Source organism: Streptomyces sp. URMC 127 (assembly GCF_051386535.1).
Taxonomy (GTDB): domain Bacteria; phylum Actinomycetota; class Actinomycetes; order Streptomycetales; family Streptomycetaceae; genus Streptomyces.
The window spans coordinates 1-21,877 of the sequence record NZ_JBPQTW010000011.1 but is presented as its reverse complement, the minus strand read 5'-3'; the positions used below and the strand labels follow the sequence as shown (position 1 = coordinate 21,877).

The window sequence follows — 21,877 nt, the reverse complement described above, 5'->3', positions numbered from 1 at the left end:
GGGCGTGGCCGGGAGGATGGTGTTGGTGGTCTCTGCGACCGCCCCGAAGCCGAATAGCCAGCCTCACAGGAACGTCGCCGTCGGCACCGGCTGTCGCCGTCGGCTTGAAGCGACGCCACAGCTGCATCGTCGCGTGGGAGCCGGCTGGGCGCCGGGTCGTGTCTCGATATGCGTGGTTACGTGTGCTGTGCTCGGTGTGGTTGCCCGACCGCCGTCCGTCCTGTCAGGGTTGGGCGGCCTGATGCCGAGCAGCCTTGCTTCAGGACGTTCGGATGTGGCCATGGGCTGTCGGCACAGGTGGGCGCGCGGTGGGGCGGGACACTGCGCGGGTGAGTACTTTCGGGAGGCCTTGCGAGCTGAAAGGTTACGTTGCGGGCCCCGGCAGGCCGCGGTGGGTAGGGGACGGGTTATCGCGTTGCACGGACGCCGCAGGGCCCTTTACCCTGTTTGAGTTCCGTCTGTGCCCATTCCGGGGCCCGGCGCTGTGTTTCGAGGTGACGACTTATCTCCCAGGCCAAGTAGCCGTCCGCAGTTCCCCACGTTCTGAGGATTCGAACGTGTCCGGGGGCGGACGTCGCGCTGGCCTGAGTTGCGTCACCCACCCCCGCGTTTCCCTGTCATTTTCCGGGTGCAGCTCTGTCGGCTGCCCCGGGATTTCGTGTGTGCGGACCCAGGTGCGGCTGTCGGTAGGGCTCCCCGACTCCTTGGATCAGGAGCCCCGCAGTGCCTTCCCCCGCGCTCGAGAACGAGCCGCACCACACCACCCAGCCCCCAACCCGCCCAACACCTGGACCGTCGAAGATGGGCCTGGCTGCCTGGATCGCCCTCTTGGTGCTGCTGGGTGCCGAGCTGATGGACATGCTCGACCAGTCGGTCGTCCTGACCGCCCTGCCCGCGATCCAGGAGTCGACCGGCGCCGGACCGGCCGCGGTGCAGTGGCTGACCACCGGCTATTCACTGCCCGTCGCTGTCGGGCTGATCACCGGCGGGCGCCTCGGCGATCTCTACGGTCGGCGAAAGATCCTCCTCATCGGCACCATCGTGTTCACCACGGCCTCGCTGCTGTGCGGTCTGGCCACCGGGCCGGGCGTGCTGATCGGTGCCCGCATGCTCCAGGGCGTCGCGGTGGCTCTGATGATCCCGCAGGTCCTGGCCACCCTCCACGTCACCTTCGAGGGACAGAACCGCAGCAAGGCGTTCGCTCTCTACGGGGCGGTCCTCTCCCTGGCCAACGTCCTGGGCCCGGTGATGGGCGGCCTGCTCACCGAGGCCGACCTGTTCGGGCTGTCCTGGCGGCCGATCTTCCTGGTGAACGTGCCCGTCGGCCTCGCCGTGCTCCTCCTGGGACGCCGGTTCATCCCTGAGTCGACCGCCCAGAAGGCCGACCGCCTCGATTTGACCGGCATGCTGCTGTCCGCACTGGCCATCGTTCTGATCGTCTTCCCGCTCACCGAGGGACACCTCCATCACTGGCCGCTGTGGTGCTTCGCCATGCTCACCACCGGTCTCCTTGCGCTGGGTGTCCTCCTGTGCCACCAGCAGCGCAAGCAGGACAAGGCACCCCTGGTGCCCCTGTCTCTCTTCCGGGGCAGGCAGTTCTCCGGCGGCATGGCCGCGCAGCTGATGCACGGCCTGCTGTGCGGGCTGTTTTTCATGACCTGGACCCTCTACCTTCAGCGCGGACTGGGCATGAGCCCCTTCCACGCGGCCCTGGCCTTCGTGCTGCTCTCCCTCGGAGAGCTGGGCGGTGCGACGCTCGCGGCGAAGAGCGGCGGGCGCTTCGCCCGCCGCCTTCCCCAGGCCGGAGCCCTCATCGCGTTCGCTTCGATGACCGCCTACGGACTCCAGGCCGCCGGAGGCCGGGCAGACCTGACCCTGCTGGCGATGACCGCTCCGGTGGTACTGATCGGCTTCGGCCTCGGCATGGTCAGCGGCCCGCTCGCCGACCTGTCGCTGGCCCGCATCCCGCACGAGGACGCCGGAGCAGCCTCCGGTCTGTTCAACACCGCCATCCACCTGGGCATCGCCCTCGGCACCGCGCTGACCGCCCTGGTGTTCTTCGCCACCACCGGCGGCTCGCCCGACGCCGGCCTCAACCGCGACGCGTTCACCACCGTGCTGTGGTGGGCCGGCAGCCTCCTCGCCCTGATGTGGGCCCTGATGTTCTTCCTGCCCAAGCACACGAAGAACCGGGCCGGCTAAGCCGGTTCCCAAAGCGGCGGCACCTTCCAGTGCCGCCGCCCTTTCCTGTACACCTCACACAGCCACGACAGCCGATAAAGTCGAGTGCGTGTCGTGTTTTGCCTTTTCTGTGTGTCAGGGTGAGGGCTTGGTGCCCAGGCTCTGCATGCGGGTGCGATCAATATTCTGGTGTGGGTAGGCCGCTGAAGTTGTGGGGGAGTCGCCCTGGAGAGTCCTCTGAGTGGGGTTTGTCTGGGTCTTCGCAAGTGGGTAAAAACCGGTCTGGGCTCCGCTGAAAGCCCTGGTTGTCGAGTGCGCTCCCCGCGCCTGCGGGGATGGTCCAAAGGAGGGTTTGGCCATCGCGGAGGTGCCCGTGTGCTCCCCGCACCCCCGGGATGGTTCCTTGATGGCCTCGCCGTTCATGAGCCACTTCCCATGCTTCCCGCACTCGTGGGGATGGCCTCTCGGTCCCCTGTCCGGGCCCGCGGCTGCGCAGGCTGTTCTTCGCGTTCGCGGGGATGAATGAACCCAAGGGGCGGGTCCCTGGCCGCCGGTGGCTGCTTCTCGCGTGGCCTGATGCGCGGGGCCCTGGGGAACTTCGCTTCGCCCATCTGGCTCTTGGGCGGCAACGATCGCACCGAGTGCCGCCGCCGAGGTCGAAGCGCCACAGGCGGGCGTCGTCAGTCGAATGTCTGCCGTGGGGCAGTTGAGGAGGTTGGGCGTTCCTGGGCGGAGCTGCCGGGCCTGGCTGTGCGTGAGGGTGTTCAGGCTGTTCTGCCGGCGTCGGTGGGGTCTTCTCTGAGATATGCACGATCCTGTCAGCTCGCCAGTTTTTGGATTCAGGGCGGTCGCTGGCGGCGTTTCAGCTATTGAGGCCGGTGTTGCTGGATGGCGGATTAGCAGGCTGAGGGGGAGAGTGTCGCCGACGAGCTGGGCGGGGATGTGCGCGGGTACCTGGGTCAGGTGCTGGCCGTGGCCCGATGCGGTGACGAGGCGGATTTGAGTGAGGTCGAGGAGACGGTCGGCGCGATCGCTCTGGGCGAGAGGCTCGCGGAAGTCGGCCGGCAGGCTGTGGTGGAAACCGGGATCGTCCAGCTTCAGGGCCATGGAGTACGTGAAGACGATGCGACAACGCACCACTTCAGCGGCCTGGAGGTCCGGCAGGCCGGGGCAGGCCGGACTAGGAACTGCAGTACGCAGACGGCGGCCGGCTGGGCGGGCGAGAGGCCGGGGCACCCGGCGTGGGGTAGCAGTCGGCGAAGTCCTCGTCGCACCACGGCCCGTCCAGCCGGTCTCTTACCCACATCGCCGTCGTACCGCCCGGGTTGCTCGCGCGCGATCCGTACGGTCACCAGGCGGGACTTGATCACCGGAACGGGGGGACGGAGCGACAACGAGCACCTCGATGATCACAGGCGCTTTCGGAACAGCCCGGGCATGCCCGTTGATCACACTGCCGCACCGGGAAACTCTAAGATCGCCGACAGATCCAAGGTCAGGGGCTGTCAAACCCTTCGACGGGATTCAGGTAGGTGGCGTCGTTCAGCGGCTGGTCGGTAAAGAAGCGGGCCATCAGGTCGGCCAGGTCGGCGTCGCGTTCGATCTGGACCAGGTGGTCGGCCTCTTTGATGGTGGTGAACCGGGCACCGAGGCCTGCGGCGACGCGCCGGCCCACCAGTGGTGGGGTGATGGTGTCGTGTTCGCCGGTGAAAACGAGCACGGGGGCGGTGACAGCCGGCTCGGGCAGGCTCCAGGGGTGAGCCAGGAGCCGTTCATGGTGGGTGATGTCCATCGCGAGTTCGCGTTCGCTGAGGTTCGCGAACCTCTGCTGCATCAGGCGTGCCACAGCGGCCCGCCGACGTACGACTCCGTGGCCGGGTGGGGCCATGAACTGCTCGACCATGTCCCGGGCCATGTCCTCGAACCGTCCCTCGTCGACCATGCGGCGCCAACGCCTCGCTGCTGCGGCGTACTCGGGGGAGATCTCGACTGCGGTGCCTCCGAGCATCAGACGTGCGATGCGGTCCGGGTGCCGTTGGGCGAATCGGAGGGCGATGGAGGCACCGAAGCAGGCCCCGAACACGTTCACCCGCCCGAGAGCCAGGGCCTCGGTAGCGTGACGGACGGCGTCGGCGAGGAAGTCCGTGCCGTACTCGACGGGGAGGGGGTCGGCGTCCCCGTAGCCGGGCAATTCGAGGCTCAGCACGGTGGTGTGCGGCAGGAGCCACCGCTCGTAGCGCAGCCAGGAGAACCGGTCCTGCGAGGAACCGCCGAGAATGACCACGGCTTCGGTTGCGGAGGATCCCATGGTGGCCACGCGAGCCAGGAAGCGGAATCCGCGGTACTCCAGCTCTTCGTCCGTCACTTGAATGGTGATGTTACGAGTCATCCCGCCTGTGTACTGGTACCTCAGCGCTCACGCGGCGGTTTCCTGCCCGCTTCCTTCTTACGGGCGTCAACACCTGTGCCGGGACCAGCCCCCGCGGGTGGCGGAAGACGTTCCGTAGCGCCACGGCCCGGGTTCGTGTGCTCATACTCGGCCCCATGCGGATTCTGCTGGTGACCTGGGGCTCGACCGGGGACGTGCTCCCGTATGCCGGGCTGGGCTCGGGGCTGAGTGCCGCGGGCCATGAGGTGGCGGCCGTCACCTCGGAGCGCCACGCGTTACGGTTCCGCGTTCATGGCATGCCCGTCCACGTCCTTCCCCTGGCCCAGCAGGAGAAGTCCGCGCTGGCTGCCGAGCGGTTCGACCGGTGGCAGAGCCCCGCCCGGCTCAGGCGCAGACTGCGCAACGCCCAGGACATGGCCCAGGTGGTTGCCCGGGGAGTCCTCGAAGCCGTTGCGGACGGAGTGGACGTGATCCTCGCCCACCCGTTGCTCCATCCGCTGTGCGCGGTGATCGCCAAAGGTACGGGGCTGCCCTGCATCGGGATCTACACGGCGTCCCACGGGATGGCCCTGCCCCGGCTGAGTGCCGGCCGGGCGGCTCCCGCCCGCGGTTACCGGGCCGCCGAGCGGCTGGCGTGGGCGGCGATGGACCCCATGTACAGGCCCGCGCTTTCCTGGCTCGGGCGGGAACTGGGGATGCGGGGGAGGAAGCCCCCCACCCTCGGCAGCATCCTGCCCGGTCAGCGCGTTCTGCACGGATACAGCGCTGCTCTGCTGCCACGCCAGCGCGTCCTGCCGGACGGCCACAGCTGCGCGGGGTACTGGTGGCCGGCTCCGGAGGGCACTTGGCGCCCGGACGAGCGGCTCACCGGCTTCCTCGCCTCGGGACCCGCCCCCGTGTACTTCGGGTTCGGGAGTGTTTCGCCCGGGAACGCCGGGCAACTCGGCAACACGATCAAGAAGGCCGTCCGCGGGCTCGGTATGCGCGCGGTGGTGCAGGCCGGCTGGCAGGGGCTCGACGTCTCCGGCGAGGACATCCTCACCATCGGCGAGTGCCCCCACGACTGGCTGTTCCCCCGCATGGCCGCCCTCGTCCATCACGCCGGCCCCGGCACCGTGGGCGCCGGCCTGAGGGCCGGGACGCCCGCCGTGCCCGTACCCCTCGCATACGACCAGCCCTTCTGGGCCCGCCGCCTGACCGTCCTGGGACTGTCTCCGACGTACATCGACGCCCGTCGGCTGGCAGCAGACGAACTCACTGACGCTCTGCGCGCGACGCTGCGCGACAAGCAATACCGTGACCGCTGCACCACGTTCTCAAGGATCGTCGAGAGCCAGGATGGAGTGGCAGCAGTACTCAGCGAACTCGAGACCGTTTCGGCATGCTGAAGGGGTTTCCGGGCCATGCCATCGTCGGGGCGCCGGCTGAGCACGGACTTCGCCACTCCTCCACCCGGCTGCTCCCTGATTTCTGCGGGAGATGGTCCCTGCGGCACCCGGTACGGCGGCAAGGCGCCTGGCTCTTCCCGCGTATGCGGGGATGGATCTTTGCTGGGCAGTGTGGTGTGTACGGCGGTTGTTGCTCTCGGTGTCTTGCACCGGATGCTGGCGTGATCAATGATTTGGCGTGAGCGGGGCGTTGAAGTTGCGGGCGGGTCGTTTTGGGGAGTGATTGGTGAGGTTTGTCTGAGTCTTTGCAAGTGGGTAAAAACCGGTCTGGGTTCTGCTGAAAGCCCTGGTCGTCGAGTGTGCTCCCCGCGTACGCGGGGATGGTCCCCCCAACGAGAACAGCATTGCGCAACGGACCTTGTGCTCCCCGCGTACGCGGGGATGGTCCCCTCCGCCACAGAACGGACGCTCCACGGCGCCTGTGCTCCCCGTGCCTGCGGGGATGGACCCGGCGCGCTGGTACCGGTGAAGATCGGGAGCGCTTGCTCCCCGCGCCCGCGGGATGAACCCCCTGCGCTCGACGGGCAGCACGACGACGACCATCTGCTCCGCGCGCTCGCGGGGATGACCCCTGCGAGGGGCGGGATCTGGACGCCGGTGGTTGCTCCTGGCATGGTCTGTGTGTGCGGCCCTGGCCGCTTCGGCCGGTCCTGGTCCTGCGGTTTCTTTCCGGTCCTCTGCCTGGGTTGGCGTGGTGCCTCGTGATCGAGGGTGGGGCTCCCATGTCCCGTCCGACGCGGTGCTCGCGCTCGAGGTGTTGCGCGCTCGATATAGCGTCTGGTGCCTGCGCCCTGGATGGCCTGGTCGGCCCCGCGCCTGCTTTGATTTCGCCGAGCTTGTCGGTGAGCGCCTCGACATCGGCTGGGGAGAGCCGCCCGGCCTGGGACAGGCGTGCGAACTGGTCCGGGTGCGGCTCCCAGGTCTGCGGGTCGACGAAGACCGTGGTGCCCTTCAGCCGGGAGACGCCCTGGAGCGGGAGCGCGATCAGGTTGTCGAAGTGGGTGTTGCCCTTGGCGTTCGTCGGTAGCAGGTCCTGGGCGGGGAGGGGTGGTCGTAGCTGGACAGCGTCATCTGTCCGCGGGCGTCGATCGCCCGCCGCAGCAGCGCCGTGCCCAAGGAACGGGTTGTGGCCGCGGCGACGAGGGGCGGTGAAGAAGGTCCACACGTGCGCGCCGGCCCCTGAGCGGGAGATCTCCACCAGGGCAGGGACGCCGGAGTCGTGGCAGGCGGCGGCGTAGGCGGCGGCATGCCCGCGCCAGTCGCTGCCGTCCTTGCCATCGAAGCCGACCGCCAGGGGCCGGCAGGTGTCGTCCGCGAGCAGCGGGTGCAGCCCCAGATGGGTCTCCCGGGTACCGGGCTCGGGATGGGAGAGATGGTTGTAGACGGCCCGGTCAGTCAGCGGCCAGAATACCCGCTCGGCGTCGATCTTGTTCTTGGCGAAGGGGTTGTCCTCGGCGGGGCTCCAGCCCGTCCGGCCCGACTTCGCGCTCACCCAGCGGATGGCGTAGACGTCCTCGCGGCCGACGAACAACGCCCTGAACAGCGCGATCTTCGCCTCTGTCCCGGAGGCCGCGTCCGCGTACGGCAGCCCGCCTTCGCCCTCCACGACGGTCGGCGCCAGGGCTCGGGGACCTGGGGCAGCACCTGCGGGACCTCGGCGGTGAGCATGCCCAGCTGGGTGCGCAGGCGCTCGTTCTCGGCTTGGAACTCGGCGAGCTTCGCGTGCAGTTCGGCGTTCTCCTTGAGCGCCACATCAAGCCGGATGCGCAGTTCGGCCGGATCGTTGCAGTCGTGCCAGTCCTCCACGCCTCCATGATCCGGATTCATGTCCGTGGTGGGGCCGTTTTCGCTGAGATCCCACCGTGTGCCATGGGCCGATCAAGCCGATGTCGTCTACCTGCTCGGCGCCGGTCCGCCGGCGGCCCAGGCTTGGGCGGCCGCGAGGTCCGGCGCGGTGCCCTCGGGTACGTATGCGAAGCCGTCCCAGGACTCCAGGACACGGGGTTCCTCGGGTCGCACGTGGGTGGCACCGCCGTTGACGGGCCGGTGCCGGCGGTAGACGTCCATCGGTGCGCGCCTGCGCCGCAGGTACGGGGCGAGTGGGTCGTCGGGGTCGATGCTCGGGACCGCGCGGGACGGCTGGTCCGGCGGTCCGGGACGGGCGTGCCTGCCCATGGTCGTGCCCTGCTCCTTCTACTCGTATGACCAGGCGCGACCGGTGGCCTCGGCCATCGCGCGGTACTCCTCGACGGGCACCGGCTTCACGCCGGGCCGTATGCGGTTGAGCAGCACAAGACCGTCTAGGTGGTCGATCTCATGGGCGATGAGCCGGGCCTCGCCACGTTCGTAGAACGCGGTCGCGGGGCTGCCGTCCGGCGTCACCGTCTCCACGGTGATCCGTAGGGGCCGGGAACCGGTATGCGCACGTCGAAGAACGACAGGCATCCTTCGAACTTCTCGTCCATCTCCTCGGAAGCAGCGGTGATGCGGGGGTTGAGCAGCACGATCGGGTCGGCCGCGGGCGGCTGGACGACGGCTGCGGCCCGGCCGATGCCGATCTGCGGGGCGGCCAGCCCCAGGCCCTTGCCGGAGAAGTCATGCGCGCGACGGATACGTTCCATGGCGTCCAGAAGTTGGCCAACGATGGTGTCCGGGGTCTTCCGCTCGTCAGGGAGCAGAAAGGGGCGGGCGGGCTCGGCCAGGATAGGGGCGCCGTACTGGACGATGCCGAGGTCGCGCATCTGCTCGCTGGGTTGCAACCTGCCGCCGCGTGCCTTCTGTTCACGGGACGGGTGCCGTGTCATCCGGACTGCCCGGCCGGTGCGGTGGTCGCTCGGATGAAGGAGGCGATGTCCCCCAGTTGAGGGGTGTAGTCGTGGGAGGTGTCCACGGTGAGGGTGGGGACGTCGAGGGAGATCGGGACGAAGGACTCCAGGGAGTGTTCGCCTGCGGCGACGGCGTCGAGGAGGTCGCGGTCGGCGTGCGCGGTCCGGTGCATGCTCTCCTGCGCGCGTTGGACGATGCGGTCGTGGGCGATGGTGGCCGGGGTCGTGCACCGGATGACGCGGATCTGCGCGAGGCTGGCGAGCGGTTCCAGGTTCGGCCGCCACAGCCGGTCCTGGAAGGCGGCCTCGGCGACGACCGTCACCCCTGCCTTGAGCAGCACGTTCAGCACGCCGAAGAACGCGTCCAGGGTCGGGTAGTTGAGCGGGTCGTCGCCTCCGCCTTCGTATCCGGGAGTGGAGAGGACCATGCCCTGCTTGATCTCGTCGCGGATGATCGCGGGGCATCCGAGTTCCCGGGCGAGCTCGTGGGCGAGGGTGGTCTTGCCGGTGCCGGGCCCGCCGCTGACGACGGCCAGGGTCGGTGATGTCATGGCGCTCTCTCGCGTTCCTCGGTCAGTGGTCGGGGGGCGTGCGTGGCGGTCTTGGCGAGCCGGAAGGCGATGAAGCCGGGCTCGCGGCACAGTTTGGCGTATTGGGCGGCGTGCTCGTGGGCCATCTGCGGGTCTGGCCGATGCTCCACCAGCTGTTCGATGGCGAAGCCGGCGGCGGTGAACTCTTCGACCCACCTCTGGAGCGGCTGGCGCCAGTAGCGGTGGATCATCCCTTCCGACCAGGTCTCTTCGACGTGGTCGGCATCGAAGTAACTGCCGCCGTGAGTGCGCCAGTCGGCGGTCGGGTGGCTGGTGGAGAGGATGAGCCGGCCTTGCGGGACCAGGACTCGGTGAAGCTCGCGGAGGGCGGCGACACGGTCGCGGACGTAGTGGATGACCAGGGTGGCAAGGACGAGGTCGACGGCGTGGTTGGCCAGCCAGTCGAGCGGGTCGTCGAGGTCGTGCCGGCGTACCTCGATCCCGGGGCCGAGACGCTGCCGGGTGTGGCGGACCATGTCCGCACTCTGGTCGAACCCGATGACTGCGGCACCACGCGCCGCCAGCTGCTCCAGGTACAGGCCGGGCCCGCAGCCGGCGTCCAGGACGCGCAGGCCGCGGACGTCACCGAGGAGGGCGAGGACGGTGGGCCGGTCGTAGAGGGTGTTGTAGGCGCTGACGTCCGCTTCGGCGGCGAAGGTGTCGGCGAAGCCGTCGTAGGGCGCCGGGGCGTCACCGCTGTGCACGGGCTGTCCCCAGGAAGTGGCCGCTGGACGTGTGCGGCCGGGCCCCTTTCTGCCTCGCGACGGGCAGGAGGGTGTCGAGCAGCACCGCCGCCGGCTGGGCGGAGGTGGTGAAGTGCGGGTGGAGGCTGCGGACGGCGTGCTCGTAGACGTGGGGCGGGATCGGGTGTCCGTGCTCGATGTGGGAGTCGAGGCGGGCGTCGAAGTGCCGGAACCATTCCCGGTAGCGGGTGACGAGAGGATCGGTGGCCGGCCACTTCTCGTACAGGCGGGTGCGGGCCCGGGTGAAGGGGGTGGGGCTGGTCAGGTAGGCCGTGGAGACGGCGCTGGGGCGCGGGAGCTGGTGGTAGACGGAGGTGGTCTCGCCGAGATTCAGCAGTATGCGGGTGGTAGCGCATCATCACCTGGTGGCGGCTCCGTCGTACGTACCTGCTGATCTTCGAAGGACTGCGGCCCAGCACTGCCTCCTGAACCGGGTCAACTTCGATGAGGCCGTTGCCGTTCCCCAGGCGCCCACCCCGCTGCCTGGGTCTGCCTCAAGTGGGTGATCGACGCATAGGGTGCAGCTGTGAGCAGCGAAGACGTACACGCGGACCGATTCGTCGGGGAGTTCCAGGAGCTTGAGCACGGTCGCACCAATGGGCCACCCCTGCGAGGGTCCGTGCGAAGCAAGGGCGAAGATCATGAAGCGGATCTCGTTCGCTACTTGCGTGCGGGGTCAGTGCTGGCCGCGACCACTTCGCGGGTCCACGACGTCCTCAGTCCTGGAAAGGAGCTGATCAGCGGGCTGCACCTTCTCACTGACGGTGAGTGGTTCTGGTACACGGACCTGGCGCACTACGTCGAGCACTACCACGTACCTGTGGACGCCCGGTTCGTTGACAACGCCCGTCGCCGCGGTTGGACACCGCCTGAGCTGAGCGACGCTGACCTCGTACGGATCTCCGAGGTCTTCTTTCCTGATGACTCTGCACCCGTCCTTGACATGGGCAGTAGAGAGGGGGAGAACCGGAACGGCTTGGCTACTTAGACCGTGTCCTATGTGATGAGGCGGACGAGTCGCTTGTAGCAGCAGATTGCGGCGGCGAGTCCGAGAAAGGCCAGGTAGTTGCGGGGGGGGGCGTACATAGCGGATGGTGAATCGGCGGTAGCCGGTCAGCCAGGACATCGTGCGTTCGATCACCCACCTGCGGCGGCCCAGTCGCTCACTCGACTCGACGCCCTTGCGGGTGATGCGGACGCCGATGTGCTTGCCCCGCAGCCATTTCCGCAGACCAGGCTGGTCATAGGCCTTGTCCGCATGCAGTCGTCGGGGCTTGAAGTGCCGACCGCGGTGAGGGTCGTGTCTCGTGTGGTGGCCCTCCGCTATCGGCTTCAGGGCCTGGCTGTCGTGGGTGTTGGCGGCGGAGAGCTCGACGAGGAGGGGCAGTCCGTTTGCATCGGACAGGATGTGCATCCTGGAACCCGGTTTACCCCGGTCCACGGGCGACGGACCTGTGAGTTCGCCACCCTTTTTGGCCCTGACGTGAGCGGAATCCAAGACAGCCCGTGTCATGTCGACCAGGCCGGCATCGCCGCGACGGTGCAGGACCGCCTCGTGCAACCGGCCCCACACACCTGCACGGGACCACATCAAGAACCTGCAGTGCGCAGTGGACTTCGCTACTCCGAAACACGGCGGCAGAGCCCGCCAGGCACATCCACTCACCAGCACATACACGATCGCGGTAAACAGCGTCTGATCAGGTGTGTTCGCTGTCCCGCCACCCTGTGGCCGCGCCCAATCCGGCGGGATCAACGGCTCCGCGATCTCCCACAACCCATCCGGAACAATCCAATCCACTCACCCCACCCCATACACAAACAACGTCCGCCTCACCACATAGGACACGGTCTAATGCCCCGTTAGCGCCTTGCGTTTGTCGGGCCTGTCGGCTTGTTGTCTGCCCGGCTGGTGGGTGAGTGCATTATTTCTGTGGTGTTGACCGCATTGTTCCTCCAGTGCAGAAGAGGCAGCCGGCCCAGTAGGGCAGGGAGTCCAGGACGCGGTGGCGGGTGCAGGAGGCTGTGATGCCCATGTCCGGGCCTGGGAAGGCGTCCGCGTGGGTGGGGTGTGGTGGCGGGGTGAAGGTCTTGATCATGGCCCGGTACCTGTGGAGGTAGCCGGGTACATAGGGCGGCTCGTAGGTCAGCTCGTCCCAGCGGTGCCGTTCCAGCGCGCGGTCGATCACTCGCAGCACGAAGTCTTTGGCCCGCGCCCGCTCGGCCCAGGTGTCGCCCCAGTCGACGTCTTCCAGGTCGAACCCGACGACTCCTCGTCCCATGACGGTCTGGTCCTGCAGGGCCAGGAGCGCGGCGAACCGGAAGTCCCATGGTCGGCAGGCGAGGTCGGAGATGGCCAGCCACAGGACGTCGAGGAAAGCGGCAGTCCCACCATTGGACAGGTACAGGTCGTCACTCATGCTGCCGCTGCTGAAGACGTTGCCCATCACGCCAGCTTAGGATCCGGTGAATCATCGGCGGGTGACGGGGGTGGACCCGCCCATCCCGTCGGAGGGTAAGGAGCATTCTCCGCTGCTTCCTGCGCGCGGGGACGAGCCTCACCGTCCGATATCGCCGGTGCGGCCAGGGGCTTTGCTCCCCGCGGGGCGGGGATGGCCCCATGGTGCGCCGGCCTGCTCGAGGCGGACGTAGCGCTAACGTGCTCGTGGGGATGCAAATAAGCCGGTGGCGGGGGGAAGCTCCTGGCGGTGGTGGTCTGTAAGGCTGGTTTGTGAGCCTGTGAGGTCACTGTTGTCTGGTGTGCCGTGTCGGGCTCTTGTCCTAGGCCGGTACTGGCCCGGCTTCCAGTGATTTGTACGGCTCTGGGAGGCGGCCTTGGAGCCGTGACTGCCGGTTTCTCGCGGGCTGTGGAGTTCTGGAGTCGTCGAAGGCCAGGTCAGCCGGATCGCGATGCTCAAGCGCTGGGTGTCCGGTCGCGCAGGTCTCGAACTCCCTGGGCAAGCGTGTTGTGCTCTCCTCTTGACGAGGTTGCTCATGATGCATCCTCGATGAGCCCGAATTCTTCCGGGAATTCTTCCAGGAACTCGCGGCGAGCCGGGTTCGTCTCGGCGGCTGCCATCTCCCCTACCAGCTCGGTCAGTTCCTGCCGCTGATCATTCGGCAGCGTGCTGATCATGTGGGCAACGCTCTCCAGGACCTTGACCGCGTCGTCCGGATCCATCTGTTCGTCTTCGCTGCCGTCGATGAACCACAGGACATCGACCAAAGCCTCGGCCAACGCATGAGTCAAGGAGGGGTAGGAGGACGTCACGATGGGCTCCCAACGGTCAATGGCACAGTCCGGTCATCCCACCACGCACCGCTGACAGCGCTTTCCGTGAGTCTCCGCGGAAAGTGGCCCGGAACCGTTTCAAGCGAACGAAGCCACTTCCACGACCGCGTCCGCTACCCGTCAACTACCGGCTATCTGTGACGGCCATGACCCAGCCTCTGCTGACCCGGTACGAGGCAGGTCAGCCGGTGTGGTGGGCTGTCTGCCGCGGCGAGGACCGTCGGCCGCTGGCCGGGTTGCCGAAGGGACGGTGAGCACGGCGGGCCCGGCCCGCCGGGGGTCGGGCCCGCCACCACCACGGCCTGCCAGGGAAGACGGCGGGGGCCGGGTCCGGCCCGGGTTCCTCGGGCGGGTCGGGCCGGGCCGTACCGGCTGGGGCACGGGACCAACAGCAAGGGTGCTGGAAAATTCGAAGGCTTCGCTGCGACGTGGCGTCTAGGAATCGAAAGCAAACTAGCCCTCATGCCGTGCTTTCGATTGCCTGGGGGCTGCTGGCGGGAAGCTGGGAGGCTGTTCGCCCTCGCCATGCCCACCCCTGACAAGCTGGCCATGCTGGCGCGGCTACCGAAGCACTCCTGGGCAGGCCTTGCTCGAAGGCTAAGAACTGCCGAGCTGGAACCCTGCGCGGTCTTACCCCGCTGCGGCCACGTCGGCGTGGCCGCAGCGAGGGCGTTTCATTGTTCGAGGGAGTGGGCCAGAGAGCTGCTGTCTGGCTGAGCTGCCGGTGGCGCTGCTGCGGGAGGGGGGCCAGCCAGGATCCGGGGACGCTTTCGAGGCGTAGTTCATTGTTCATTCTTGACCGGCGATTGAAGTGCTACGCGTGCTGCTGGCAGCGCCAGAGGACGATCCGCTGTGGGGAGCGGAGATCGGCGAGCTGGCCGATCCGGAGAAGAGCACGGTGTCGCAGATCCTGTCCCGGCTTACTGCGCAGGGCTGGATCGTGCTTCGGGAGGAAGAGGGGACGCATTCGTCCCGGCCGGCTCGGGTGTTCTGCCTCCTGTCGCCAGAGGGGCGTCTGCAGGCCGAGACGTGCTGGCCGCCCGCAGTACGCGCGACCAGCGCCCGGCTGCACGGTCCGCGCCCAAGATGGCGGGTCACTGGCCGATCCGCTTCCCGGACTCCCAAGGCACTGCGCTGCTCCGCGGGCGCCGCTTCGAGGCAGTCCAGGCGGCCCTGGATGACGGCGATGTACCTGAGCACCTGGCTGCGCTCACGGAAGTGTTCACCGCGTTGACGGCCCTCAACCGGAGCCTCACGAGGGATGCTCTCGCTCGGGCTGCTGCTGGTCCGGCCCACGCGCGGGCGATACGAGGAGCTTTGTGTGGGCCATCATCCTTCAGGTCGGCGAGATCCGGGAGAGAGCACAGCGTGCTCCTCACGCTCGACCGTAGTTCATTCTTGGCCTAGGCCATTTGTGTCGTATTTGTTCTTGTGTCGTACGGGTGATTGATGACGAGCGGCACTGGCATACCTGACGAAACCCCGTGCCATCTTCACGACGGCCACCACTGGCGCCTTGTCCACCAGCCTTGTGCGCCGTATGCGTTGGGCGCCCCTCGCTGCGCCCTGGTCGCCGCGGCAGGGCCCTGGCACGGTGAGGCCTCGGGGCGGGGCTTTCGGTGGTGTTCCTCATGAGAGGGGCCGGGGCACCCGCATGCGAGGAGGAAACGATGAGACGGTGGACTTCCGTTGCCGTGCTGGGCGCAGCACTGGCCATGGTGGCGGGATTGACCGCGGGACCCGCCGTGGGACAGGCGGCAGCATCTGCTTTGCCCTGCGAGAACATCGCTCACCTGCCCACCAGTGACGGCCAGGCCAGAGCCAAGGCCGATGTCCAGCGAAGGGGAGGGGGGTGCGGCAACGCCACCGTGGAGATCATGATCTGGGTCGATCTGTCCCTGCGTCCCGATGAGCGCATCGCGTACAACAAACAGTTCTTCTCTCAGGGCTTTCTGAGTGCGGCGGGAGCTTGCTACAACGGATTTGCTCACGTCCGCGGCATCTACACCGAGATGTATGTCAATGGGCAGAAAGTGGCAGAGTCGGGACGCGCTCAGCTTCCCGGCTGCGTCGCGTAGACCCCTTCACTGCTCCCGTCCGCGGGCGGTGGGATTCACGGCCGCAAAACCGCCCTGGAGCTGGCTGCCTCTACCCCCGTAACGATTGCGTGAATCCCCAGGGTCGCTCGCGTTCCCCACTTGGTCGGTCTTGAACAGACGGGCTGAGGCCGCCCGGTCGTGGAGTGTTCGGACCGCGCCGACCCGTCAAGGTCGCCTACGGCGTCGCTCACCCTTCTGCCCCTACGCTGCGGTGCGGTGCGGTGCGGTGCGCGGCCGGCCGGTCTCGCACGGCCGCGTCAGGTCGGGTCTTCTTCGTCGGTGATGGGGCCTCGGGCTGCTCGGTGAGCTGGCGCTCGCACGCGCCGATCTGCTCGTCGCGGTGCCGCAGCAGGAGCCGGTCGGTGCTCTCGTGGCTCTCGGGCACCCGGAGGCGGTGCAGCAGGTATTCGCGTATGCGCCAGTCACCGGGCTGGTCCCAGCGCTCCTCGTCGACGGCCTGGTCGCCCATGCACTGGTCCCTTCTGGTGAGGCCCAGGCCCCGCTCCTCCCTGGCACCGCCCCGCGCGGGCAACGCTCCTGCGGTGCGGGTGTGTGCCGGACGGCATCGGGGCCTGCCCCCCCTTGACCTGGCGCTGTCGACCGTCTCTGCCGATCTGGCGGGCATTCGGCCTTCAGCCGCACCGCTCGGAGACCTTCACGCTGTCCACGGACCCGTACTTCGTCGACAAGGTCCATGACGTCGTCGGCCTCTTCCTAGGCCCGCCAGAGCGGGCCCTGGTTTTCTGCGTGGCCGAGAAGTCCCACGTTCAGGCCCTGGACCGCTCGCAGCCGGAGATCATCTCGGTGACACGGTCGACCGGTCCGCATAGCGGGCTGCCGGGGGTTACGTATTTTCCGCACAGATGGCGCTGCGGCTTCAGGCAGTTTTCACCCTGTTGGGCCGCTCGGTAGCGCTGGTGTAGACGCCCGGCTGGCCGGTCAGATGCCTACACGGGTGGGCACTGCGTCCGCACGCCCGTATCCGAGCACCTGAGCGAGAACTTCGCGGAACTGCCTGATGTCTTCGGCCGGCGCTTCGATGACGGCCTCGATCTCGCGGTCGGTCAGCCGCAGGTCTTCCAGCGTTTCAGGGTCGAGTGAGATGCGGAGAACGTTGCCTGTCAGGACAGCTTCCCGCACACAGCCGTATGCGGTGCCCTGCCCGGCCGTGACCAGGCAGTGTGTGTCCATCCCGAGGGCGACCTCCTGGTCATCGGGCTCCTCTTCTCCCGCCATGAACATCAGGATGAAACCGCTTCCATCCTCACCCTCGGCAAGAGCGGCTTCTGTAAAGTAGCCGTCAGGGTCGATCTCGGTCCTGGCGGCGCGGGCGGTAAACCGGTATGTCATGACGGGGTTCTATCAGTGTGCCCAGCTGTGCCTTGAGGCCGGTGCGAGCGCGATGTTCCACCGTCACCCCAGGTGGCGACCGCGACGCCACGTGGGAAACGCGTGGATGGCCCCTGCGCGAGGTAATCGGCCACCTTGCGCATGTTGTGCTCCCCGCGCTCGCGGGGATGGTCCCGCACATTGCGGACTCCGCGCTCGCCCTCGGATTGGTGAGCAACTGGACGACGTATGGATGGTCTCACCCGGGGGATGCTGCGCGGACTCGGCCCGGCGCCTCCTGGAAACCAGTGCCGGGTCGTTGAGCGCTGTGGCAGCATCAGTGGGTGATCAATGCTGAGGACCTGGTGGGCAGACGCCTGCGGAAGGTGACGACATCCTGGCACCACTACGAGGAGACCGGGCCCTCTCTGCTGCACATGTGGCTGCATGTGGACGGCCTCGGTCCTGTCCGGTTCCACACGCCGGGCGATGGATTGTCCATGGAGGTCGACCAGCCTCATGGCCCCTACGACATGGGCGCATGCGGCTACACCACGGTCGAGGACGACCTCCCCGCTTTCCCCATGACCCGGTTCGTCGGCCGGCAGATCCTCTCCACCCGGGAGATCTGCTACCGGCACGACAACCTCGACTTCGCTGTCGGCATCGTCCTGCTGTTCGCGAGAGGGAGCATCCGTGTCCTCAACCTCGCGGACGAAATCGTCCTGGCCTGTGACCAGCACCTGGGCCCGGTTGAGGCCCGTCTTCACGAGGCGATGACGCCCGCAGATGTGGATACCTCACCGTGAGTTCGAGACGAACCCAGCTCACCATCGCCAAGGTGCTCCACAACGAGTAGGCCATGGCGAGGTCACCCTCCAACTGACCCCGGATACGCCCGTACGGTGGCCCCGGGCGTTCGCAGCTACGCCCCTGCTCTGCCCAGCCCAGGAGCGAGGGTCTTGGCGCTCCTGGGCAGTGGACGGGTACCTGTCCGCACTGCTGGGTGGCGCTGCGTGCGGCACCGGAAACGGTGCCCCGCCTCGTGCGTGCGCTCTGCAACGTGGAACACCTTCTGGCCTTCAGCAGCATCGCCGGCACCTTCATCTGCTACCGCAGGCTCTACAGTCAAGTGCGCCGCTAATTCGATGGCGCGCATCAAACGGTGCCTCCACGCTGGGCACCATGGCAGAACCCAAGCATCAGATCCGCGCCTTGTACACGGCTTCCACGGTTACCGTCTACCAGGCCTACGGGCCGGAGATCGGCCTTCCCGCGGCGCGGGACGGTCGCTTCCCGGCGGCCTGGCGTCGGGACCGGATGACATGGATCAAGCCGTCCTTCCTCTGGATGATGTACCGCTGCGGATGGGGCTCCAAGGACGGCCAAGAAACTGTCCTCGCCATCGAGATCACCCGAGAAGGCTTTGAGTGGGCACTGGAACATGCCTGCCTGGCTCACTATGAGCACGGGCTGCAGCCTGACCGCACGACCTGGAAACGCCAGTTGAAGCGGTCTCCGGCCCGGGTCCAGTGGGACCCGGAACGTGACCTCCACCTGCGGCCGCTTCCTCACCGATCGCTGCAGCTCGGTCTCACAGGAGAAGCCGCACACCGCTACGCGGACGAGTGGACGGTCTCCATCACCGATATCACCACACTTGCGCACACGATTCACGACCACGTACGGGGCGGGGACCTGACTGCAGCACGAGGCCTCCTACCCGCAGAGCGTTCCTACCCAGTGCCCGAAGGGGGCTTGGACCACTTGCACCTGTGAGCGGAGCCGCCAATTGAGATGCGCTCAAAGGGGGGCCAGGACGGGTCGAAGCTCTGTCGAGCGGGGCAGGGCGGGCAGCAGGCATCACCGGGTGACTGGTGCGACTGGTGTCCCGGTCGCCGTCACGTTGACCGGCGGCGACCGTAGCGGCGTCAGTCAGCTGGTTCCTGTGCTGCGAGCCGTGTCGTCGGTGCGGGGCCAGTGCGGGGGTTCCCGGCGCCGGCCGGCCGGACATCCTGTTCGCCGGCCACGGCTACGGCCGGTGCGTACTGTTGCGGCGTGCGGGGTCCTGGGGGGAAGCTGCTGATCGCCGGCCGGGGCGCCGAGTACGGCTCCGGCCCCGGCGCCCAATGCTGGGTAGTGGAAGGGGTCTTCGCCCCTCTGTACGGGTTTCGCTGGCTGCGGATCCGCTGGCAGATCCGTGACGGCATTCATGCAGTGTTCCTGGCCTTGAGATGTGTGCTGATCTGCCGGCAGAGGCTGCGGTCGGCTCGGCTGGGGGAGTCAGCGCAGTGGGCGGAAGGTCTGGCGGATGTCGTGGGTCCAGGCGTCGGGGTTTTCGAAGGGCCCGAAGTGGCCGCCGTGCTGGTGGACGTTGACGTCGCGCAGGTCGCCGTAGACGTGGGGGGCCATGCCGTGGCGGATGGCTGCGTCGTACTGCTCGGGGGTGTCGATGCCTGGGGAGGAGTGGTCGCCCAGGTGGAAGGTGAAGCTGGTCGGGACGGTGATGGCAGGGGTGGTCCAGCGGTTCTTCGGCTCCGGGTAGAGGTGGGCGTTTTTGTAGGCCCGGATCGAGGAGCCGATGGACTGGGTGACCCAGTAGATCGTGGCCGTGGTCAGGATGTGCTCGTCGGGGTAGACGTCCTCGAAGACGGCGTTCTGGTCGCTCCAGGACTTCCACCGCTTGAGGATCCAGGCCAGCATCCCGGCGGGTGAGTCGTTCAGACCGTGGGTGAGGGTCTGGCCGTCCAGGCAGTGCACGGCCAGGTGAGAGGCGAGGGTGTCCCGGAAGCCTTCCAGGTCGGCGGCCAGCTGGGGGCTCGCGTCCTGGGGGATGTCCTGGCCGGCGGTGATGTCCCAGTAGCGGTAGCCCTGGAACGCGGGGAGCGGCGCGGGCATGCCCAGGTGGAGGCCGATGACCGACTGGGGGTAGCGGTGGGCGAGCTGGGCGGCGACCAGGGCGCCGTAGTCGGAGCCGCAGACCGCGTACCGCTCGTGCCCGAGGGTTTCGGTCATGAGGGTGTGGAAGCGGTCGGCCATGTCGACGTAGTTCTCGCGCCCGTTGGTGAGCGGGGTGGAGAAGCCGAAGCCCGGCAGGGACGGGATGATCACTTCGAAGGCGTCGGTCGGGTCGCCGCCGTGCGCGGCCGGGTCGGCGAGCGGCCCCAGCACCCTGGTCCAGTCGAGGAAGGTCCAGGGCCAGCCGTGGGTGAGGATCAGCGGCGTCGGTTCCGGGCCCTTGCCCAGCTCGCGCACGAAGTGGACCGGTGTCCCGCCGATGTCGAGGCGATGGTGGGTGTATGCGGTGTTCAGCCGCTTCTCTGCAGCCCGCCAGTCGAAGCCGTCAGCCCAGAGTTCCACCAGCCGGCGCAGGTACGCCGTGGACAGACCGTACTTCTCGTCCTCGTTGTTCAGGTCGGGGGCGAACCGGGTGGCTCGCAGCCGGGTCTGCAGGTCGTCCAGCTCGGCCTGCGGGACCTCAATCGTGAACCGTGTGAGTTCGTCAGCCGTCATGGCGCCATCCTTCCAAAATCAGCAGTGAAGCCAACAAAGACGACGCTATAGGGCAAAAAGGTCAGATTCCGTCCTAGAGGCGACGCCGCAGACTGGTTCACCGGACCGGAGGCACCCGCCCGAAGATCCTTTCACTAGGGGTTCTACGGCGTCGTTGCCCCCTGCACGACTCGACACCACGTAGCTGCCGCCGCCCTGCTCACAGCAGCAGCCTTCGGCAGCGCAGGCACCGCACATGCGACCAGCGTCATCGGCTTCGGGAACGAGACCTCGGACAACAGGTGCGCCAGCCTTGCCGGGCACGGTGTCGCAAGGGGCGTGGACGCTGCCGGCCCGGGCAGCGGCAATACGGTTGCGCTGAGGGTGCTCGGACCTGCGAACGACTGTGGTGACCTGGGTCTGCCGGAAGAGAGCGAGGAAGCTTCCGATGCGAACTCCTACGGCGGGTACGGCGGGGGAGCGGGGTGAATGCCATCATTGCCGCCTCGTCCTGTGTGGTGCGGCGCGGGCGTCCCTATTCTGCGTCCGTAGGGTCACCCCGACCCGCACCGGGCAGAACGGCGTAATCACCGATCCGGTCACACGCCCCATCGAACGGTCCCTGGCGCGCCCGTGTCTCCACCGTTTCATACGCCGCCTGCACAGGCCTCCGAGGCGAGCGGGATGGCCCTCATCTCGTGCATACGCGTGAGCCGCTGCCGGGTGCACGTCATGGGCCCCCGGAGAGGCCGCTGCCTCGGTGGAGCCGGTTCCCTCTTCCCTGCCGCGGGAGGAGGGAACGCTTTGCCCCGGCCGGCTCTCGGCGAGCGGGGACGGGACGGGCGGCGCGGCCCCCGTAGGACGCGCCTGTCCCGGCTCAGCGTCACGGATGCAGAGTCGAACAGGTCCTCGTCCTTCCGGCGGCTGGGTGGTCACAGGCCATCGCTGGGGGTGGGGTTGTTGCCGGGTGGTCTTCCCCTTGGGAGTACCCGAGTACCCGGGGTACGGGCATGCCCCAGGGGGGAGGCCAGTCCCGGGCCTGTGCTGCGCCTCGTCCGGGACGGGTACCACGCTGCTGCGCGAGGGGTGTCGGCCCGGTGGGTGCGGCGAGGGCCCCAGCGGGTTCCGTGTGGGTGACGCGGGGCTACGCAGATGACCACGGCCCCGGTGTCTCTCCTGCGCGGCACCCGTGACCGTGAGGGCAGTAACCCGAGGGCGGGGCACGACGATCCAGCTGCCGGCCCCTGCGGCACGCACTCCCGTGCGACCGCCCCCGCCGTGGGGTGCGGCCGCCGAATACGGTTCCCACCCGGCGGCGGCACCGACGTGCAGGTGCGGGCTGCCTGGGCCCGCACGGTGCTGGCCGTGGTGCACAACGCGCCGGCGACCGGTGCTTTCCCTGTGACGGCGCCGGGCTCGCCTGCTAGCCCCTTGTGGGAGCCGGCGGCTGGGCAAGCCCTGAGCCGGGGCAGCTCGCGCGAGCTGCCCC

Annotated in this window: 17 protein-coding genes and 2 pseudogenes; 7 read left to right on the top strand and 12 right to left on the bottom strand. The window is 67.9% G+C overall.

The features are described 5' to 3' along the window. The first annotated feature begins 801 nt into the window (after window positions 1–801). Complete coding sequence (locus ACSNOH_RS04860; protein WP_436719927.1) at window positions 802–2,202, top strand: MFS transporter; 1,401 nt, start codon at window positions 802–804, stop codon at window positions 2,200–2,202. Between the two features lie 1,474 nt (window positions 2,203–3,676). Here ACSNOH_RS04860 and ACSNOH_RS04855 read toward each other — a convergent pair. Continuing rightward, on the bottom strand, window positions 3,677–4,570 hold the full coding sequence (locus ACSNOH_RS04855; protein WP_436719926.1) for an alpha/beta fold hydrolase: 894 nt from the start codon (window positions 4,568–4,570) through the stop codon (window positions 3,677–3,679). Between the two features lie 155 nt (window positions 4,571–4,725). Between ACSNOH_RS04855 and ACSNOH_RS04850 the strand changes: the two genes are divergently transcribed. Beyond that, complete coding sequence (locus ACSNOH_RS04850) at window positions 4,726–5,958, top strand: glycosyltransferase (RefSeq protein ID WP_436719925.1); 1,233 nt, start codon at window positions 4,726–4,728, stop codon at window positions 5,956–5,958. 1,548 nt (window positions 5,959–7,506) lie between these two features. Here ACSNOH_RS04850 and ACSNOH_RS04845 read toward each other — a convergent pair. The 5 genes and pseudogenes from ACSNOH_RS04845 to ACSNOH_RS04825 all read right to left on the bottom strand — a co-directional run bounded on the left by ACSNOH_RS04845 (window position 7,507) and on the right by ACSNOH_RS04825 (window position 10,137). Beyond that, on the bottom strand, window positions 7,507–7,824 hold the full coding sequence (locus tag ACSNOH_RS04845) for a hypothetical protein (protein ID WP_436719968.1): 318 nt from the start codon (window positions 7,822–7,824) through the stop codon (window positions 7,507–7,509). 87 nt (window positions 7,825–7,911) lie between these two features. Beyond that, window positions 7,912–8,193 carry a DUF6087 family protein gene (locus tag ACSNOH_RS04840; RefSeq protein WP_436719924.1) on the bottom strand — a complete coding sequence of 94 codons (282 nt, stop codon included), beginning with the start codon at window positions 8,191–8,193 and terminating at the stop codon, window positions 7,912–7,914. Between the two features lie 18 nt (window positions 8,194–8,211). Next, window positions 8,212–8,759: pseudogene (locus ACSNOH_RS04835) on the bottom strand (peptide deformylase). A 59-nt stretch (window positions 8,760–8,818) separates the two neighbouring features. Continuing rightward, on the bottom strand, window positions 8,819–9,394 hold the full coding sequence (locus tag ACSNOH_RS04830) for an AAA family ATPase (RefSeq protein WP_436719923.1): 576 nt from the start codon (window positions 9,392–9,394) through the stop codon (window positions 8,819–8,821). Further along, on the bottom strand, window positions 9,391–10,137 hold the full coding sequence (locus ACSNOH_RS04825; RefSeq protein WP_436719922.1) for a class I SAM-dependent methyltransferase: 747 nt from the start codon (window positions 10,135–10,137) through the stop codon (window positions 9,391–9,393). Before ACSNOH_RS04825 ends, ACSNOH_RS04830 begins: the two co-directional genes overlap by 4 nt. Before the next feature lie 565 nt (window positions 10,138–10,702). Here ACSNOH_RS04825 and ACSNOH_RS04820 point away from each other — a divergent pair. Then, complete coding sequence (locus tag ACSNOH_RS04820) at window positions 10,703–11,164, top strand: hypothetical protein (protein WP_436719921.1); 462 nt, start codon at window positions 10,703–10,705, stop codon at window positions 11,162–11,164. Between the two features lie 8 nt (window positions 11,165–11,172). Here ACSNOH_RS04820 and ACSNOH_RS04815 read toward each other — a convergent pair. From ACSNOH_RS04815 to ACSNOH_RS04805, 3 genes are all read right to left on the bottom strand, one after another. Next, window positions 11,173–11,977 (bottom strand): IS5 family transposase gene (locus tag ACSNOH_RS04815; protein WP_436719920.1). Its coding sequence is split into 2 segments (ribosomal slippage): window positions 11,173–11,253 and window positions 11,255–11,977, totalling 804 coding nucleotides; the frame shifts between segments, so codons are not numbered across the junction. 124 nt (window positions 11,978–12,101) lie between these two features. After that, window positions 12,102–12,623: a hypothetical protein gene (locus tag ACSNOH_RS04810; protein WP_436719919.1), complete on the bottom strand. Its 522-nt coding sequence runs from the start codon at window positions 12,621–12,623 to the stop codon at window positions 12,102–12,104. Between the two features lie 545 nt (window positions 12,624–13,168). Then, entirely contained in the window at window positions 13,169–13,447 is a 279-nt protein-coding gene (locus tag ACSNOH_RS04805) for a hypothetical protein (protein WP_436719918.1), read from the bottom strand. A gap of 1,691 nt (window positions 13,448–15,138) precedes the next feature. Here ACSNOH_RS04805 and ACSNOH_RS04800 point away from each other — a divergent pair. After that, window positions 15,139–15,546, top strand: coding sequence for a hypothetical protein (locus tag ACSNOH_RS04800; RefSeq protein WP_436719917.1), 408 nt, complete (start codon window positions 15,139–15,141; stop codon window positions 15,544–15,546). A gap of 208 nt (window positions 15,547–15,754) precedes the next feature. On the opposite strand, the gene ACSNOH_RS04795 is transcribed toward ACSNOH_RS04800, so the two are convergent. Beyond that, window positions 15,755–16,036, bottom strand: a complete 282-nt coding sequence (locus ACSNOH_RS04795; RefSeq protein WP_436719916.1) for a hypothetical protein — start codon at window positions 16,034–16,036, stop codon at window positions 15,755–15,757. A gap of 143 nt (window positions 16,037–16,179) precedes the next feature. Between ACSNOH_RS04795 and ACSNOH_RS04790 the strand changes: the two are divergent. Continuing rightward, window positions 16,180–16,359 (top strand): annotated as a pseudogene (locus ACSNOH_RS04790) (IS630 family transposase); the annotation flags it as partial. A gap of 147 nt (window positions 16,360–16,506) precedes the next feature. On the opposite strand, the gene ACSNOH_RS04785 reads toward ACSNOH_RS04790, so the two are convergent. Then, window positions 16,507–16,917: an Imm10 family immunity protein gene (locus ACSNOH_RS04785; protein WP_436719915.1), complete on the bottom strand. Its 411-nt coding sequence runs from the start codon at window positions 16,915–16,917 to the stop codon at window positions 16,507–16,509. Between the two features lie 323 nt (window positions 16,918–17,240). Here ACSNOH_RS04785 and ACSNOH_RS04780 point away from each other — a divergent pair, with 323 nt between their 5' ends. Then, window positions 17,241–17,705, top strand: a complete 465-nt coding sequence (locus ACSNOH_RS04780; protein ID WP_436719914.1) for a hypothetical protein — start codon at window positions 17,241–17,243, stop codon at window positions 17,703–17,705. 376 nt (window positions 17,706–18,081) lie between these two features. After that, entirely contained in the window at window positions 18,082–18,675 is a 594-nt protein-coding gene (locus tag ACSNOH_RS04775) for a DUF4291 domain-containing protein (protein ID WP_436719913.1), read from the top strand. A 504-nt stretch (window positions 18,676–19,179) separates the two neighbouring features. Here ACSNOH_RS04775 and ACSNOH_RS04770 read toward each other — a convergent pair. Then, window positions 19,180–20,409, bottom strand: a complete 1,230-nt coding sequence (locus tag ACSNOH_RS04770; protein ID WP_436719912.1) for an epoxide hydrolase family protein — start codon at window positions 20,407–20,409, stop codon at window positions 19,180–19,182. Window positions 20,410–21,877 lie beyond the last annotated feature (1,468 nt).